Here is a 15,820-nt window from a genome sequence, read left to right as displayed (position 1 = left end):
CGGGTTGCGGCTTTCGCGTGCCATGGCCGGTATGGGAGACTTTTCCTCTCTCCCATCGCCGTCCGGGCTTCCGGGCGGTCCCTCTCCGAGAGGCGATCATCATGGACAATCACAGCCAGCCCGCCGGCCCGGCCGCCGCCCACATCGACGATGCGCCGGTCGTGCGCCTGCTGCACAAGATGCTGGCCGACGCCGTCGGCATGGGCGCATCCGACCTCCACTTCGAACCCTTCGAACACTTCTGCCGCGTGCGCTTTCGCATCGACGGCATGCTGCACGAGATGGCGCAGCCGCCGCTGACGCTCAAGGACAAGCTCTCCACCCGGCTCAAGATCCTCTCGCGCCTGGATATCGCCGAAAAGCGCCTGCCGCAGGACGGCAAGATGCGGCTGGAGCTGGATGGCCGCGAGGTGGATTTCCGCGTCTCTACGCTGCCCACGCAGTTCGGCGAAAAGATCGTGCTGCGCATCCTCGACGGCGCGCAGGACAGCCTGGGCATAGAGCGGCTCGGCTACGAGCCGGCCCAGCATGACGCCCTGATGCGCGCCATCCGCAAACCCCACGGCATGGTGCTGATGACCGGGCCCACCGGGTCGGGCAAGACGGTGTCGCTGTACGCCTGCCTGCAACTGCTCAACCGGCCTGGCGTGAACATCGCCACGGCCGAGGACCCGGTGGAGATCAATCTGCCGGGCATCAACCAGGTCGGCATCAACGAGCGCGCCGGCCTGTCCTTCGCGGTGGCGCTGCGCGCCTTCCTGCGCCAGGATCCGGACGTGCTGATGGTGGGCGAGATCCGCGACCTGGAAACCGCCGATATCGCCGTCAAGGCCTCGCAGACCGGGCACCTGGTGTTTTCCACGCTGCACACCAACGACGCCCCGGCCACGCTCACGCGCCTGCTCAACATGGGCGTGCCGGCCTTCAACATCGCCTCCTCGGTCAGCCTGATCGTCGCCCAGCGCCTGGTGCGCAGGCTGTGCGACTGCCGCCACGAGGTGCGCGCCTCGCCCGATACCCTCAAGCGCGCCGGCTTCAGCGACGCCGACATCGACCGCGCGCCCAGCCTGTTCCGGCCCTGCGGCTGCGAGCGCTGCAACGGCAGCGGCTACCGCGGGCGCACCGGCATCTACCAGGTCATGCCGATCAGCGCGGCGATGGAGGGCCTGATACTGGCGCAAGGCGGCACGCCGGACATCGCCCGGCAGGCGCGCAGCGAGGGCATCGCCGACCTGCGCCGCTCGGGCCTGCTGAAAACGCTGCGCGGCGAGACCAGCCTGAGGGAAGTCATTGCCTGCACCTGAGTCCGGCTCCGCCCGCAACCGCTTCCACTGGGAAGGCCTGGACCGCAACGGCCGGCCGCAACAGGGCGCGCTCGACGCCGCCGACGCCGCATCGGCGCGCGCGCTGCTGCGCGGCCAAGGCATACGGGTGGCGCGTTTGCGCGCCGGCGCGAGCGCCGCTGCCGGGCACGCCGTATCGCTCCCGCCTTCCTCCGCAAGCCGGGCGGATAGATCGCCGTCGCACTCCTCCCGGCGGCGCATTCCGGAAAAACAGATCGTGCTCCTGACCCGCCAGCTGGCCACCATGCTGCAGGCGGGGCTGCCGCTGCTGCAGTCGCTGGACATCGCCATCCGCGGCTGCGCCTCGGGAGCGCTGGCTGGGCTGGTGCGCGCGGTGCGCCACGACGTCTCACACGGCGAAAGCCTGCATGCGGCGCTGGCGCGTCATCCGCGGCAGTTCGATGCCCTGTTCTGCAACCTGGTCCAGGCCGCCGAGCAGGCCGGCATGCTGGACACGATGCTGGAGCGCATCGCCACCTACCGCGAAAAGTCGCTGGCCCTGAAGGGCAAGGTGCGCTCGGCGCTGGCCTATCCGTGCGCGGTGGTGCTGGTGGCGATCGTGGTGACCTCGGTGATCATGCTGTGGGTGGTGCCGGCCTTCGAGGAGATGTTTCGCAACTTCGGCGCGGAACTGCCGCTGCCGACCCGCATCGTGATGGCGATCTCCCATTTTCTCGGCGCCAGCTGGCATTGGCTGCTGGCTGCCATTGCCGTGCTGGCCCTCTCAAGCGTGCACGCCTGGCGACGCTCGCCGCGCGTGCGGGCTGTGGCCGAGCGCGCCAGCCTGAAGCTGCCGCTGTTCGGCCCGCTGCTGCGCCAGGCGGCCATCGCCCGCTGGAGCCGCACCTTCGGCACGCTGTTCGGCGCGGGAATCCCGCTGCTGGAGGCGCTGGAGACCGCCGCCGGGGCGGCCGGCAACGTGGTCTATGCGCAGGCCAGCCTGGCCGTGCGCGACGCGGTGCGCGGCGGCGCCTCGCTGCACGCGGCGATGCAGGCCGCCGGCGTCTTTCCCGACCTGGCGGTGCAGATGGTGGCGGTGGGCGAAGAAGCGGGCGCGCTCGACGCCATGCTGGCCAAGGTGGCCGAACTCAACGAGCGCGAGGTCGATGACGCCGTCGGCGCGCTCACCAGCCTGATGGAACCGATTATCATGGCGGTTTTGGGTATCCTGATCGGCGGCCTGGTGGTCGCCATGTACCTGCCGGTCTTCCGCATGGGATCCGTGGTCTGAAGCGTGTGACGAACTGATGCTCTTCCTCGAGGCTTACGCCGAACCGAACAACGCCTTCTACAGCCTGGCCGCCGCCGTGCTGGGCCTGCTGGTGGGCAGCTTCCTCAATGTGGTGATCCACCGCATGCCGAAGATGATGCTGCGCGAGACCGCCAACTTCGTCGCCCAGGAGCGCGGCGAGGCGCTGCCGCACACCGGCCGCTACGACCTGCTGCTGCCGCGCTCGGCCTGCCCGCATTGCGAGACGCCGCTGCCGCCGCATCACAACGTCCCGGTCCTGAGCTGGCTGCTGCTGCGCGGGCGCTGCGGCGAATGCCGCGCGCCCATCGGGATACGCTACATCGTCGTCGAACTGCTGACCGCGGCCGTCTTCGCGCTGGCGGCGTGGAAGTTCGGCGCCGGCGTCACCGGCCTGGCGATCATGGCGTGCTGCGCCGTGCTGATCGCGCTGGCCTTCATCGATGCCGAAACCATGCTGCTGCCCGACGACCTCACGCTGCCGCTGCTGTGGCTGGGCCTGCTGGTCAACACCGCCCAGCGCGTGGTGCCGCTGCAGGATGCGGTGTTGGGCGCGGCCGCCGGTTATGCGGTGCTGTGGCTGATCTTCTGGATCTTCAAGCTGGCCACCGGCAAGGACGGCCTGGGCTATGGCGACTTCAAGCTGCTGGCGGCGCTGGGCGCATGGCTGGGCTGGCAGGCGCTGCCCTTCGTGCTGCTGTCGGCCTCGGCGCTGGGCGCGCTCGCCGGCATCGCGCTGGTGGTGGCCGGCCGCCACGAACGCGGACAGGCGATTCCCTTCGGCCCCTATCTGTCGATTGCGGGTATGCTGGCGCTGCTTTACGGCAGCGACTGGCTGTCCTTCGGCATCTACGATTACTGAGACTCGACCTTCATGACCTCCCTCGCGCAACGCTTCACGATCGGGCTGACCGGCGGCATCGGCAGCGGCAAGACCACCGTGGCCAACCTGTTCGGCGAACTCGGCGCCTCGCTGGTGGATACCGACGCCATCGCCCATCGCCTGACGGCGCCCGGCGGCCTTGCCATCGCGGCCATTCGCGAGCGCTTCGGCGCCGGCTTCATCGACGCCGGCGGCGCCATGGACCGCGCACGCATGCGCAGCCACGTGTTCGGCAACGCCGGCGCGCGCCAGGAACTCGAAGCCATCCTGCATCCGCTGATCCGCAGCGAAACCGCGCGCGAGGCCGAGGTCGCCACCGGCGACTACGTGATCTTCGTGGTGCCCTTGCTGGTGGAGTCCGGCACCTGGGTCGGGCGCACCTCGCGCATCCTGGTGGTGGATTGCGAAGAAGAGGTGCAGATCGAGCGCGTCATGCGCCGCAACGGCCTGCAGCGCAGCGAGGTGGAAGCCATCATGGCGGCCCAGGCCAGCCGCTTCGCGCGCCTGGCGGTGGCCGACGACGTGGTGGAGAACAACGGCGACAGCGCGGCCCTGCTGCCGCGCGTGCAGGAGCTGCATGCGGCCTATCTCGCGCTGGCGCGGGCGGCCTGAAATCGCCCCGGAAATTCTTTATATCCGCCTTCGGCGGCAGTTGCCCGGCGCCATTGCCGGCGCGGCCGAGGTGCCGACGAGACGCGGCGCGCTTTTTCATTGCGCCATGCATTTGTATTTTTCCTCTGCATGGGTCAGAATCACAAAAAATTGCAATGCAGCTGGAGCTTGCGCGTCAACGAGCTGTCAGTGGCTTAATCGAGTCCGGTTCAACCAATAAAGGGATCATGCTTTGATCGTCTACGAATACCCTTTCAACGAGCGTATTCGCACGCTGTTGCGACTGGAAGACCTGTATGAGAAGTTCGTCTTCTTCCTGCACCAGGAAAGCCCGCAGCAGCATCACATCGCCCTTGCCACCATTTTCGAAATGCTGGAGGTAGCCGGACGCGCCGACCTCAAGTCGGACCTGCTGCAAGAACTGGAGCGCCAGAAGCAGATGCTGCTGGCCTACCAGTCCAATCCCAATGTCGAGCCCGAGATGCTCAACGCCATCCTCGCCGAGGTCGACAAGGCCAGCAGCGCGCTGACCGCGGCCCAGGGCCGGACCGGCCAGAACATCCGCGACAACGAGTGGCTGATGAGCATCCGCGGCCGCACCATCATCCCCGGCGGCGCCTGCGAGTTCGACCTGCCGGCCTACTATGCCTGGCAGCAGCACCCGTTCGAGCGCCGCTTCAACGACATCTCCAACTGGTTCGCGCCGCTGATCCCGCTGTTCGACGCCATTTCGATCGTGATGCGCCTGCTGCGCGAATCCGGCCATGCGGTGAAGATCAACGCCGAAGGCGGCAGTTACCAGCAGATGCTGCAAGGCAAGGTCTACCAAATGCTGCGTTTGTCGCTGGATATGGAACTGGGTGCCATTCCGGAGATTTCGGCCAACAAATACATGCTGTGGGTCAGGTTCACCCAGCAAGACGGCGACGAAAAGCCGCGCTCCTTCGAAGGCGAAGTGCCGTTCGAGCTGGCGCTGTGCGGGTTCTGAGGGGGAGTCATGGCGACTGTTGTCGATTGCCCCACCTGCGGGACCAAGGTCGAATGGAACGAGAAGAACAAATTCCGCCCGTTCTGCTCCGAGCGCTGCAAGCAGATTGACCTGGGCGCCTGGGCCGAAGAGAAATACACGATCCCGGCGGTCAACCTGCCGCTTGAGGGCGAGGACGACAAACCGCTGCAATAGGCATCGGGATGTGCGCAACTTATCAGAAGATCGTTAAAAAAGCCGCTTGAAGCGGCTTTTTTAATTGCTTTTCGCGCTATGACGGATTTCGCCCTGGCGCTGCGCGGAGTACTCGGTTCGAACGGTTCGCTCGGCTCGAGCCTGCCGCCCTCCCAACTTACTGATCCGTGCTTACTGATCCGTACTTGCTGATGCGCATCAGTCGATACGCACTTGCTGCGTCATCCCGGCGTCGGCGCGCCATAGCGCAACTGGTCCAGCCACTCGATCAGGGGGATGGTGGCCGGCAGCAGCGGCTCCACGCCCACCCCGCCCTGCCAGGCGAATGCCTGGCCTTCCAGGCTCTGCGGTTCGCCGCGCCAGCTGCGGCTGATATAGAAATGCAATCGCACATGGGCATGCGGATAGACGTGCTCGACGCCGCACCAGCCTTCGCCGTCCAGCACCTCGATGCCCAGCTCTTCCTTGAACTCGCGCTGCAGGGCGGCGAAGATGCTTTCGCCGGCTTCCACCTTGCCGCCGGGGAATTCCCAGTAGCCGGCGTAGGGCTTGCCTTCCGGGCGCTGGCCCAGCAGCACGTCACCGTTGGGCTTCATCAGGATGCCCACCGCCACGTCGATGGGCTTGACCTTGGTCTGGTTCATCAGCCCTGCGCCTTGCCCGCGTAGTCGCGCGCGAACTGCCAGGCCACACGGCCCGAGCGCGAGCTGCGCTGCAGCGCCCAGCGCAGCGCATCGGCGCGCGCTTCGGCGATCTGGGCGTCGTTGCAGCCGAAGTGGCGCAGCCAGTGGGCGACGATGTCCAGGAAGTCGTCCTGCTTGAACGGGTAAAAAGTGACCCACAGGCCGAAACGCTCGGACAGCGAGATCTTCTCTTCCACCGTTTCGCCCGGATGCAGGTCGCCGTCGTCGGTGTGGGTGTAGGTGCTGTTGTCGGACAGGCGCTCCGGCATCAGGTGGCGGCGGTTGGAGGTGGCGTAGATCAGCACGTTGTCCGATTGCGCGGCGATGCTGCCGTCCAGCGCCACCTTCAGCGCCTTGTAGCCGCCCTCGCCCTCTTCGAAGGACAGGTCGTCGCAGAACACGATGAAACGCTCCGGACGGGCCGAGACCAGCTCGACGATGTCCTGCAGGTCGTGCAGGTCGTCCTTGTCCACCTCGATCAGGCGCAGGCCGCGAGCGGCGTACTGGTTCAGGCACGCCTTGATCAGCGACGACTTGCCGGTGCCGCGCGCGCCGGTCAGCAGCACGTTGTTGGCCGGACGGCCTTCGACGAACTGTTTGGTGTTCTGGTCGATCTGCTCTTTTTGCGGACCGATGTTATGCAGGTCGGACAGGCCGATCTTCGAAATGTGGCCGACCGGCTGCAGATAGCCCGGGCGCTGCGCGGTGGCGCCGCGCCAGCGGAAGGCCACGCCCGCGTTCCAGTCCGGCTCGCGGCTGGCGGCATTGGGCAGGATGGCCTCGACGCGCGCCAGCAAGGCTTCGGCACGCTGCAGGAATTGGTCCAACTGGGTCATGATGGTCTGTCTCGGAATGATGGTTGGCGCCATTGTGGCGCAATGCGGCTGCATGCTGGATGAAAAAAATTCCGAGGGCGCCAAGCATTCATGTTGCCGCCACCATCACGGGACCACGTTCGCGACCGGTCTGCGGAACGCTGTCATGTCTTACAGCACTGCAAAGAACTCTAACTTGCCGGCTTATTGCCGGCGTATTGCCTGTTTTGTTCCCCATTTATTGCCCGCTTCGTGGACGTCGGGCGGGTGTCAGGCGGGATGAGATGCAAGGCGTAAACCGCAGCCAGGCTGGCGCCTGGCGAGGATTTACAACGCCGCAGATCGCCCGCCTGACACCCGCACGACGTTCACGAACGGTAGTCGGCGTTGATGGAGACGTAATCATGCGACAAATCGCACGTCCAGACCGAAGCCTTGGCCGCGCCGCGCGCCAGCTTCACGCGCACCACGATCTCGGCCTGCTTCATCACGCGCTGGCCGTCTTCCTCGCGGTAGTCGGGATTGCGGCCGCCGTCCTTGGCGACCCAAACGTCGTCCAGCCACATGTTGAGCTTCGAGACGTCCAGATCGTCCACACCGGCGTAGCCGATGGCGGCCAGGATGCGGCCCAGGTTCGGGTCGGAGGCGAAGAAGGCGGTCTTGACCAGCGGCGAGTGGGCGATCGAGTAGGCGATCTGGCGGCATTCCTCGATGTTCTTGCCGTCTTCCACGGCCACTTCGATGAACTTGGTGGCGCCTTCGCCGTCGCGGATGATCTGGTGCGCCAGGTTCTGCGACAGCGCGGTCACGGCCGCTGCCAGCTCCTTGTACTCGGCGCTGTCGGCGCTGGTGATTTCCAGCTCGCCGGCGCCGGTGGCGATCAGCATGAAGGAGTCGTTGGTCGAGGTGTCGCCGTCGATGGTGATGCAGTTGAACGAGTGGTCGGCCGCATCCTTGACCAGCTGGTTCAAGAGCGCCTGCGGCAGCTTGGCGTCGAAGGCCAGGAAGCCCAGCATGGTCGCCATGTTGGGCTTGATCATGCCGGCGCCCTTGCTGATGCCGGTCATCACGACCTGCTTGCCGGCGATGGTCACGGTGCGCGACGCCGCCTTGGGCTGGGTGTCGGTGGTCATGATGGACTCGGCGGCGTTGAACCAGTTGTCGGCCTTCAGGTTGCCGATGGCTTGCGGCAGGCCGGCGATGATGCGGTCCACCGGCAGCGGCTCCAGGATCACGCCGGTCGAGAACGGCAGGATCTGCTTGGCGTCGCAGCCCAGCAGCTGGGCCAGCGCGTCGCAGGTGGCGTTGGCGCGCTTCAAGCCCTCTTCGCCGGTGCCGGCGTTGGCGTTGCCGGTGTTGATCACCAGCGCGCGGATGGGCTTGTCGGCGACCAGCGCTTCCAGGTTGGCCTTGCAGATCTGCACCGGCGCGGCGCAGAAGCGGTTCTTGGTGAACACGCCGGCCACAGTCGCACTCGGCGCCAGCTTCAGCACCAGCAGGTCCTTGCGGTTGGCCTTGCGCACGCCCGCCTCGGCATGGCCGAGTTCGATGCCGGCGACGGCTTTCAGGTCGGAAGAGACGGGAATCGGGGAATTGACGGCCATGGCGTGCTTTCAGCGTAAAAATTCGGAACGCGTATTTTAAACACTTTCACCGGCCGCCCGATGACAGCGGCGTGAAATCAGGCCGCGCCGTCCCGCCCGGCGCCGCCGGCCAGGCCCGATTCGATGATCTCGGCGGCCATGCGCGCCCATTGGGCGTACTGGCCGTGGCCGGGGTGGAACTTGTCGATCGCCATCTCATGCGGCAAGGCCCATTGCAGTGAGCAATAGCGCAGGGCCGGATCCTGGGCGATCCAGGCGCGCAGCGCGCTGTCGAGCTTGCGCGCGTAGCGCCCGAGATACCAGCGCAGTGGCTGCGGCGCGGCCGGCAGCGTGTGCAGCGGCGGCAGACCGGTGAAGACGATGTGGGCGACGCCGGCCCGGGCCATCAGCCGTTCGGCCAGCAACCTGAGATTGGCGACATATTGTCGCGGCGGCATCTGCGAGGTGACGTCGTTGGTGCCCAGCGCCACCACCAGCACGGCGGCCGGGCCGATCTCGTGCCGCGCCAGCAGGTCCAGCGCCTCCAGCGAATTGACCCCGCTTTGGGCCACCAGCTGCCAGGCGACGGCGCGACCGCTGCGCGCGGCCAGGTGGCGCGCCAGCGGCAAGGCCAGCGCCTGCTCCTGGTGCTCCACGCCCACGCCGGCGGCCGACGAATCGCCCACCACGAGCAATCTGAGCGCTTCGGCCGGCGCCGCGGCGGCCGCGCCCGGCGGATGCTCCACGCCCAGCCGGGGCCCGGCGGCTTCGGGCAGGCGCAGCGCGGTCTTGCGCAGCCATTTGCCCTGGGCCAGCAGCAACGGCCCCAGCAGGATCTTGGCGAGGATCAGCATGCGCGAGCGGACCGGTCAGGGCAGCAGGTTCTTGACCACCACCAGCCACGGCCGCTGCGAGATCGGCTGGGCGCGTCCCTGCTCGTCGACGGGAATCAGCGACTCGGACACCGAATTGAACACGTTGCCGCCGATGGCGCCCGCCCAGCCCTGGTCGGCATGCACCTCCACCACCATGTCGCAGTGCCCGGCCAGGCCGGGCCGGATCTCGTCGAGCGTGGTGGCGTTGTTGTTGCCGCGCGGCGCGCAGATCAGGTCGCCCGGCGCGATCGGCTCGCTGGCGGCCGGGCGCAGCACGAATTGCGGCGAGGGCCGCGCTTCGCGCTCCTTGAGGAAGCTCAGGTAGTTGAAGTGCGTTTCATTGGGGGCGAAGTCCTGCGGCGGCACGTTGGAGCTGACCATCAGCCACGAGATGAAGGCCGCCGACCAGGCCTGCTGGCAATCGGCGCCGGTGAGGTTCTTGCCCACGGCATGCCAGTACTCGCCCACGCGCTGCACGGCCTCGCCCTCGTCCTCCAGCAAGCCCAGCCGCGGCGCGCTGAAGGGGTCGTGCCGCATGTCGATCTGCTGGTTGCCGAAGAAGTCCCACTCGGCCCTGGCCGCCGCCACCAGCGCCGCGCGGGTGGGCGGCGCGGTGCTGATCGCCACGGCCGGCACCGCGCTCACCGTCGGCTCCGCCTGGGCCGGGCGCACCGGCGCATAAGCTGCATCCGCCGGTTCTTTCCAGCTGGGCATCGGACTGGAGGCGCAGCCGGCCAGCAGCGCGCAAAGCGCCACGGCGGCGGCGAGCAGGACGGATCGGGTGGGCTTGGCGGCTTGCATCTTGTTGTTCTCCCAAAAAACGAGGTCAAAAAAAGGCCGCTCACCAGGTCGATGGTGAACGGCCTTTTTCTTCAGGCTGCCGGCGGCTGGATCAGGCCAGCTTGCCGTGGCACTGCTTGTACTTCTTGCCGCTGCCGCACGGGCAGGGGTCGTTGCGGCCGACCTTCGGATATTCCGAACCGTCGTCGGACTCGCTCTGGGCGGTCGGCGCCAGCAGCTCCTCGGGCGCGGCTTCGGGATTGAAGTCGGCGTGCTGGTAGTTGACGTTGATGGGCGAACCGCCGCTCATGCTTTCCTCGGCCGCCTCGATCTCTTCGCGGCTCTGGATGCGCACGGTCATCACGACCTTGATCACTTCGTTCTTGATCAGGTCCAGCATCTGGGCGAACAGCTCGAAGGCTTCGCGCTTGTATTCCTGCTTGGGGTTCTTCTGCGCATAGCCGCGCAGGTGGATACCCTGGCGCAGGTGGTCCAGCGCGGCCAGGTGTTCGCGCCAGTGGTTGTCGATGCTTTGCAGCATGACGCTGCGCTCGAAGCCGGCGAAGGCTTCCACGCCGACCACCGCGACCTTGGTGTCGTAGGCTTCGGTGGCGGCGGCCAGCACGCGCTCCAGCAGGTCGTCGTCGGCCAGATCGGGCTCGGCTTCGAGGATGGCGTCGAGCGGCACGTCCAGCTGCCATTCGTTCTTCAGCACCGCCTGCAGGCCCGGGATGTCCCATTGCTCTTCCATCGACTCGGCCGGCACGTACTCGCGGAACAGGTCGGTGAACACGCCTTCGCGCAGCGAGGCGATCATCTCGGCCATTTCGGCCGACTCCAGCAGCTCGTTACGCTGCTGGTAGATCACCTTGCGCTGGTCGTTGGCGACGTCGTCGTATTCCAGCAGCTGCTTGCGGATGTCGAAGTTGCGGGCTTCGACCTTGCGCTGCGCGGACTCGATCGAGCGGGTCACGATGCCGGCCTCGATCGGTTCGCCTTCGGGCATCTTCAGGCGGTCCATGATGGCGCGCACGCGGTCGCCGGCGAAGATGCGCAGCAGCGCGTCGTCCAGCGACAGATAGAAGCGCGAGGAGCCCGGGTCGCCCTGGCGCGCGGAACGGCCGCGCAGCTGGTTGTCGACGCGGCGCGACTCGTGGCGCTCGGTGCCGATGATGTGCAGGCCGCCGGCGTTGACCACGTGGTCGTGCAGCGACTGCCATTCGTCGCCCAGCTGCTTGGCGCGGGCGGCCTTGTCGTCGTCGGACAGGGCCGGGTCTTCCTGGATCAGCTGGATCTGCTTGCCCACGTTGCCGCCCAGCACGATGTCGGTGCCGCGGCCGGCCATGTTGGTGGCGATGGTGATCATCTTGGGACGGCCGGCCTGCGCCACGATCTCGGCTTCACGCGCGTGCTGCTTGGCGTTCAAGACGTTGTGCGGCAGCTTGGCCTTGGTCAGGATGCCCGACAGCAGCTCGGAGTTTTCGATCGAGGTGGTGCCCACCAGCACCGGCTGGCCGCGCTCGTAGCAATCCTGGATGTCTTTCAGCATCGCCATGTACTTCTCTTGCGCGGTCTTGTAGACCTGGTCCTGGCGGTCCTTGCGGGCATTCGGACGGTTCGGCGGGATCACCACGGTTTCCAGGTGGTAGATCTCCTGGAATTCGTAGGCTTCGGTGTCGGCCGTACCGGTCATGCCGGACAGCTTGCCGTACATGCGGAAGTAGTTCTGGAAGGTGATCGAGGCCAACGTCTGGTTCTCGTTCTGGATCTTCACGCCTTCCTTGGCTTCGACGGCCTGGTGCAGGCCGTCGGACCAGCGGCGGCCGGTCATCAGGCGGCCGGTGAATTCGTCGACGATGGTGACTTCGCCGTTCTGCACCACGTAATGCTGGTCCTTGTGATACAGCGTGTGCGCGCGCAGGGCGGCGTACAGGTGGTGGATCAGCGTGATGTTGGCGGCGTCGTACAGCGACGCGCCTTCCGGCAGCAGGCCCATCTGGGTCAGGATCTCTTCGGCCTTGTCATGACCGGCCTCGGTCAGCAGGACCTGGTGGCTCTTCTCGTCCTTGGTGTAGTCGCCCGGGACTTCGATCTTGCCCTTGCCGTCCGGGGTCTCTTCGCCGATCTGCAGCGTCAGCAGCGGCGGCACGGAGTTTATCTTGTGATACAGCTCGGTGTGGTTCTCGGCCTGGCCGGAGATGATCAGCGGGGTACGCGCTTCGTCGATCAGGATCGAGTCCACTTCGTCGACGATGGCGAAATTCAGGCTGCGCTGCACGCGGTCGTCGGCGTCGAACACCATGTTGTCGCGCAGGTAGTCGAAACCGAACTCGTTGTTGGTGCCGTAGGTGATGTCGGCGGCGTAGGCTTCCTGCTTGATGTCGTGTTCCATCTGCGACAGGTTCACGCCGGTGGTCAGGCCCAGCCAGCCGTACAGGCGACCCATGTCGTCGGCGTCGCGCTGCGCCAAGTAATCGTTGACGGTGACCACGTGCACGCCCTTGCCGGCCAGCGCATTCAGGTAGGCCGGCAGCGTCGCCATCAGGGTCTTGCCTTCGCCGGTGCGCATTTCGGCGATCTTGCCGAAGTGCAGCGACATGCCGCCGATCAGCTGGACGTCGAAGTGGCGCATCTTCAGCACGCGGCGGCTGGCTTCGCGGCACACCGCGAAGGCTTCCGGCAGGATCGCGTCCAGCGTCTCGCCGCCGGCGATGCGTTGCTTGAATTCGGGCGTCTTGGCTTGAAGTTCGGTATCCGTCAGCTTTTCGACCGACGGCTCCAGCGCGTTAATCTGGCGGACGATTTTTTGATATTGTTTGAGCAACCGCTGGTTACGGCTACCGAAAATCTTGGTCAGGAATGACATGCTTGGATTCTATAAAAGCGCCGATGAAAGATCCGGCAGACAGACGCCCGGCACCCGGCCGGAAAACGCCCAATAATAAACCGCTGATTTTAGCACGCAGGCCCCGTGGCGATGGCTTTCGAGGCATGCAGGCGGGCCGAACCGCTTGTAGATCAGGCCCGATCGCGAAGATTCAATAGAAAAACCCGCCAAAAGGCGGGTTTTGCGCATGTCCGGGGGAGAAAAGCGCTCAGCGGCCGGCCACGAACACCGGCATCTGCTTGGGCTGGTTGCCGCCGTTGGCGCCCAGGGCCAGGAACTTGCGCGGATCCTGGGCGATGCCGCGGATGCGCACCTCGAAATGCAGGTGGGCGCCGGTCGAGCGGCCGGTCGAGCCGACGTCGGCCACATGCTGGCCGCGCTTGACGATGTCGCCCACCTTCACATACAGCTGCGAGGCGTGGGCATAGCGCGTGATGATGTTGTTGCCGTGGTCGATTTCCAGCATGTTGCCGAACTGATAATGATATTCGGAGGCGATCACCACGCCGGCGGCCGCGGCCACGATGCGGGTGCCCACCGGGGCCGGGAAGTCCAGGCCCTCGTGGAAGGCGTTGTGCCCGGTGAAGGGGTCCAGGCGCCAGCCGAAGCTCGACGAGTTGTAGGCCACGTTGACCGGCTGGTTGGTCGGCAGCAGGCGCGACTTGATCTTGTCGCCCATCAGGGTGGACTCGACCGCATTGAGGTAATCGGTACGATGGCCGGCGTCCACCGCCAGCGAGTCGAGCATGCGGCGCAGCTCATCCATGCCGACTTCCCTGCCGGGGCCGGCCAGGCTGGACTGCTCGGCGCCGCCGCGGCCGGGCATTTCCTTGAAGTTGAATTCTTCGGGACGGATGCCGGCCAGGCCCTGCACGCGCTCGCCCAGGGCGTCCAGGCGCATCATCTGGGCCTGCATCTCGCCCAGCTTGACGGCCATCATGGCCAGGTTTTCCTTGAGGAATTTTTCCTTGCGGTCGTCTTCCTGCTGGCTCATGGACATGGCCAGCTTGCGGAACATCGGCGATGCGTCGGCCTCCCCGGCGTGACGCAGCACCATGTAGGAGATCAGCGCGGAGCAACCGGCGATGGCGATTGCCATGAGGAAGAACACGATGAACAGGTGCTTCGAACCCAGCGTGACGGATCGCGCCTTGGTGAAACGGGGGTGCAGCAGGATAATTTGCATCTTTGCTCCTTGGTCTCCGGTCGGTCAACTACCGGATGTGATAAGGTTTAAAGATGAAGTACGCATCCACGTTCACCCCTTATCGGCCCGCTCCCACGAGCGCTCAACGCATGGCGCGGAGCACGAAGGGAGCTTCGGATTTTTTGCGGTCGAATTCGACGATGGCGGCGCTGCTGCCCGCTCTTTCACGCATGGCCACGCTGCAAAAGGCAGTCGCGGCCGGATTGCCCGCGATGTTTGCCGCGTGCGAGATCTTGAACTTCGAAACTGGCGTGCTGGTAATGAGTGCGCCCAATGCCGCTCTGGCCGCCCGCCTCAAACAACAGCTCCCCAGGCTGCAAGACCGCTTGCAAAAGGACGGATGGCAGGTTAATTCAATCCGTATCAAAGTGCAAGTTGGCAAGATTGCCCCGCCGCCCCAGCCCAAACGGGTACTCGAATTGACGGACAACGCCTTGTCATCCTTCGCCGAGCTCAGCAATACGCTGTCGGCCGACCCGCGCAGCCAGGGCCTGAAGGATGCCATCGACGCCATGATACGGCGTCGCCGGCCTCGCGCATAAGCGAAACAGGGAAGGGAAAGCGGGGTTATTTCCAGCCAGCAATCCATGTATTGCAAAATCTTGTAAAAGATTTACGCCCGCACTTTCACCCCAAAAAGCGCCGTACAAAAGAAAAACGCCCCGCAATGCGGGGCGTTTTTCCTTGTCTAGCGTCGCAACGGGCCCGGTTGCTCAGTTCAGCGCCCACTCCTGCTTGGCCTGCATCACATAGGTCTGCGGCGCGGTCTCCAGCGAATCGAAGGTGACCACTTCATAGGAATCCGGATTGTTCAGCAGCTCGCGCAGCAGCAGGTTGTTCAGGCCGTGGCCGGACTTGTGCGCGTCATAGCTGGCCAGCAGCGGGTGGCCGATGATGTAGAGGTCGCCGATGGCGTCGAGGATCTTGTGACGCACGAACTCGTTGTCGTAGCGCAGGCCGTCGGCGTTGAGGATGCGGTATTCGTCCATCACGATCGCGTTCTCGAACGAGCCGCCGCGGGCCAGGCCCATGCCGCGCAAGGTTTCCACGTCCTGCATGAAACCGAAGGTGCGCGCGCGGGCGATCTCTTTCACGTACGAATCGATGCCGAAGTCGACCTCGGCCACCTGGCCGGTGCCGTCCACTGCGGGGTGGTTGAATTCGATGAAGAACTTCAGGCGGAAGCCGTTGTAGGGTTCCAGACGCGCCCACTTTTCCTTGTCGCCGGTGCCTTCGCGCACTTCCACGGGCTTTTTCACGCGGATGAATTTCTTGGCGGCGTTCTGCTCTTGCAACCCGGCCTGCTGCAGCAGGAACACGAAGGAAGAGGCGGAACCGTCCATGATCGGGATTTCTTCCGCGGTCAGGTCGATATAGAGGTTGTCGATGCCCAGCCCGGCGCAGGCCGACAGCAGGTGCTCAACGGTGGATACCTTGGCGCCGTCCTTGGTCAGGGTCGAGGCCATGCGGGTGTCGCCCACGCCGGTGGCGACCATGGGCAGCTCGACGACGGGATCGAGATCGATGCGGCGGAAGATGATGCCGGTGTCCGGCGCGGCCGGACGCAGGGTCAGCTCGACCTTGGTGCCGGAGTGCAGGCCGACGCCGGTGGACTTGACCAAATTCTTGATTGTGCGCTGTTTCAACATCCGGACATTATAGCCAAGGCGCGGGAGCGCGGCCGCCCGGGTGTTGCAAATCTGGAGCGGCGGCGGATTGT

At 65.6% G+C, this 15,820-nt stretch carries 15 protein-coding genes; 7 read left to right on the top strand and 8 right to left on the bottom strand.

Annotated elements, in window-relative coordinates:
* Positions 1–101 precede the first annotated feature (101 nt).
* From CEJ42_RS22180 to yacG, 6 genes are all read left to right on the top strand, one after another.
* Entirely contained in the window at positions 102–1,304 is a 1,203-nt protein-coding gene (locus tag CEJ42_RS22180; protein WP_088752579.1) for a GspE/PulE family protein, read from the top strand.
* Positions 1,291–2,574, top strand: coding sequence for a type II secretion system F family protein (locus CEJ42_RS22175; protein WP_088752578.1), 1,284 nt, complete (start codon positions 1,291–1,293; stop codon positions 2,572–2,574). Before CEJ42_RS22180 ends, CEJ42_RS22175 begins: the two co-directional genes overlap by 14 nt.
* A 16-nt stretch (positions 2,575–2,590) precedes the next feature.
* Positions 2,591–3,454: a prepilin peptidase gene (locus CEJ42_RS22170; RefSeq protein ID WP_088752577.1), complete on the top strand. Its 864-nt coding sequence runs from the start codon at positions 2,591–2,593 to the stop codon at positions 3,452–3,454.
* Between the two features lie 12 nt (positions 3,455–3,466).
* Entirely contained in the window at positions 3,467–4,087 is a 621-nt protein-coding gene (coaE, locus tag CEJ42_RS22165; protein WP_088752576.1) for a dephospho-CoA kinase, read from the top strand.
* Positions 4,088–4,319: 232 nt separating this feature from the next.
* Positions 4,320–5,075 (top strand): cell division protein ZapD, encoded by a 756-nt coding sequence (zapD, locus tag CEJ42_RS22160; protein WP_079217097.1) that lies wholly within the window; start codon positions 4,320–4,322, stop codon positions 5,073–5,075.
* A gap of 9 nt (positions 5,076–5,084) precedes the next feature.
* Complete coding sequence (yacG, locus tag CEJ42_RS22155) at positions 5,085–5,270, top strand: DNA gyrase inhibitor YacG (RefSeq protein ID WP_079217098.1); 186 nt, start codon at positions 5,085–5,087, stop codon at positions 5,268–5,270.
* A 221-nt stretch (positions 5,271–5,491) separates the two neighbouring features.
* Here the strand turns inward: yacG and mutT are convergent, their stop codons facing one another.
* The 7 genes from mutT to CEJ42_RS22120 all read right to left on the bottom strand — a co-directional run bounded on the left by mutT (position 5,492) and on the right by CEJ42_RS22120 (position 14,079).
* On the bottom strand, positions 5,492–5,914 hold the full coding sequence (gene mutT / locus CEJ42_RS22150) for an 8-oxo-dGTP diphosphatase MutT (RefSeq protein ID WP_088752575.1): 423 nt from the start codon (positions 5,912–5,914) through the stop codon (positions 5,492–5,494).
* Positions 5,914–6,789 (bottom strand): ATP-binding protein, encoded by an 876-nt coding sequence (locus CEJ42_RS22145; protein WP_088752574.1) that lies wholly within the window; start codon positions 6,787–6,789, stop codon positions 5,914–5,916. Before CEJ42_RS22145 ends, mutT begins: the two co-directional genes overlap by 1 nt.
* Positions 6,790–7,136: 347 nt before the next feature.
* On the bottom strand, positions 7,137–8,372 hold the full coding sequence (gene argJ / locus CEJ42_RS22140; protein ID WP_088752573.1) for a bifunctional glutamate N-acetyltransferase/amino-acid acetyltransferase ArgJ: 1,236 nt from the start codon (positions 8,370–8,372) through the stop codon (positions 7,137–7,139).
* Between the two features lie 77 nt (positions 8,373–8,449).
* Positions 8,450–9,205 (bottom strand): SGNH/GDSL hydrolase family protein, encoded by a 756-nt coding sequence (locus CEJ42_RS22135; protein ID WP_088752572.1) that lies wholly within the window; start codon positions 9,203–9,205, stop codon positions 8,450–8,452.
* A gap of 15 nt (positions 9,206–9,220) precedes the next feature.
* Positions 9,221–10,027, bottom strand: coding sequence for a DUF2272 domain-containing protein (locus CEJ42_RS22130; RefSeq protein WP_088752571.1), 807 nt, complete (start codon positions 10,025–10,027; stop codon positions 9,221–9,223).
* A 91-nt stretch (positions 10,028–10,118) separates the two neighbouring features.
* On the bottom strand, positions 10,119–12,872 hold the full coding sequence (gene secA / locus CEJ42_RS22125; protein ID WP_079217103.1) for a preprotein translocase subunit SecA: 2,754 nt from the start codon (positions 12,870–12,872) through the stop codon (positions 10,119–10,121).
* 229 nt (positions 12,873–13,101) lie between these two features.
* Positions 13,102–14,079: a M23 family metallopeptidase gene (locus tag CEJ42_RS22120; RefSeq protein ID WP_079217104.1), complete on the bottom strand. Its 978-nt coding sequence runs from the start codon at positions 14,077–14,079 to the stop codon at positions 13,102–13,104.
* A gap of 53 nt (positions 14,080–14,132) precedes the next feature.
* On the opposite strand from CEJ42_RS22120, the gene CEJ42_RS22115 reads away from it, so the two are divergent.
* Positions 14,133–14,642 (top strand): DciA family protein, encoded by a 510-nt coding sequence (locus CEJ42_RS22115; RefSeq protein ID WP_088752570.1) that lies wholly within the window; start codon positions 14,133–14,135, stop codon positions 14,640–14,642.
* A 171-nt stretch (positions 14,643–14,813) separates the two neighbouring features.
* Here CEJ42_RS22115 and lpxC read toward each other — a convergent pair whose 3' ends face one another.
* A complete protein-coding gene (lpxC, locus tag CEJ42_RS22110; protein ID WP_079217106.1) occupies positions 14,814–15,749 on the bottom strand; it encodes a UDP-3-O-acyl-N-acetylglucosamine deacetylase in 936 nt (311 codons plus the stop codon).
* Between the last annotated feature and the right edge of the window lie 71 nt (positions 15,750–15,820).

The organism is Herbaspirillum robiniae, assembly GCF_002213415.1.
In the GTDB taxonomy this organism is placed as follows: domain Bacteria; phylum Pseudomonadota; class Gammaproteobacteria; order Burkholderiales; family Burkholderiaceae_D; genus Herbaspirillum; species Herbaspirillum robiniae.
The sequence above is the reverse complement of the archived record's forward strand: the minus strand, read 5'-3'. Positions and strand labels throughout refer to the sequence as shown.

Bases quoted from the DNA above. Each gene is read 5' to 3' on its own strand.
- CEJ42_RS22180 (WP_088752579.1), top strand. From the start codon at position 102: ATGGACAATCACAGCCAGCCCGCCGGCCCGGCCGCCGCCCACATCGAC.
- CEJ42_RS22170 (WP_088752577.1), top strand. From the start codon at position 2,591: ATGCTCTTCCTCGAGGCTTACGCCGAACCGAACAACGCCTTCTACAGC.
- coaE (WP_088752576.1), top strand. From the start codon at position 3,467: ATGACCTCCCTCGCGCAACGCTTCACGATCGGGCTGACCGGCGGCATC.
- yacG (WP_079217098.1), top strand. From the start codon at position 5,085: ATGGCGACTGTTGTCGATTGCCCCACCTGCGGGACCAAGGTCGAATGG.
- mutT (WP_088752575.1), bottom strand. From the start codon at position 5,914: ATGAACCAGACCAAGGTCAAGCCCATCGACGTGGCGGTGGGCATCCTG.
- CEJ42_RS22145 (WP_088752574.1), bottom strand. From the start codon at position 6,789: ATGACCCAGTTGGACCAATTCCTGCAGCGTGCCGAAGCCTTGCTGGCG.
- argJ (WP_088752573.1), bottom strand. From the start codon at position 8,372: ATGGCCGTCAATTCCCCGATTCCCGTCTCTTCCGACCTGAAAGCCGTC.
- CEJ42_RS22135 (WP_088752572.1), bottom strand. From the start codon at position 9,205: ATGCTGATCCTCGCCAAGATCCTGCTGGGGCCGTTGCTGCTGGCCCAG.
- CEJ42_RS22130 (WP_088752571.1), bottom strand. From the start codon at position 10,027: ATGCAAGCCGCCAAGCCCACCCGATCCGTCCTGCTCGCCGCCGCCGTG.
- secA (WP_079217103.1), bottom strand. From the start codon at position 12,872: ATGTCATTCCTGACCAAGATTTTCGGTAGCCGTAACCAGCGGTTGCTC.
- CEJ42_RS22120 (WP_079217104.1), bottom strand. From the start codon at position 14,079: ATGCAAATTATCCTGCTGCACCCCCGTTTCACCAAGGCGCGATCCGTC.
- CEJ42_RS22115 (WP_088752570.1), top strand. From the start codon at position 14,133: ATGAAGTACGCATCCACGTTCACCCCTTATCGGCCCGCTCCCACGAGC.
- lpxC (WP_079217106.1), bottom strand. From the start codon at position 15,749: ATGTTGAAACAGCGCACAATCAAGAATTTGGTCAAGTCCACCGGCGTC.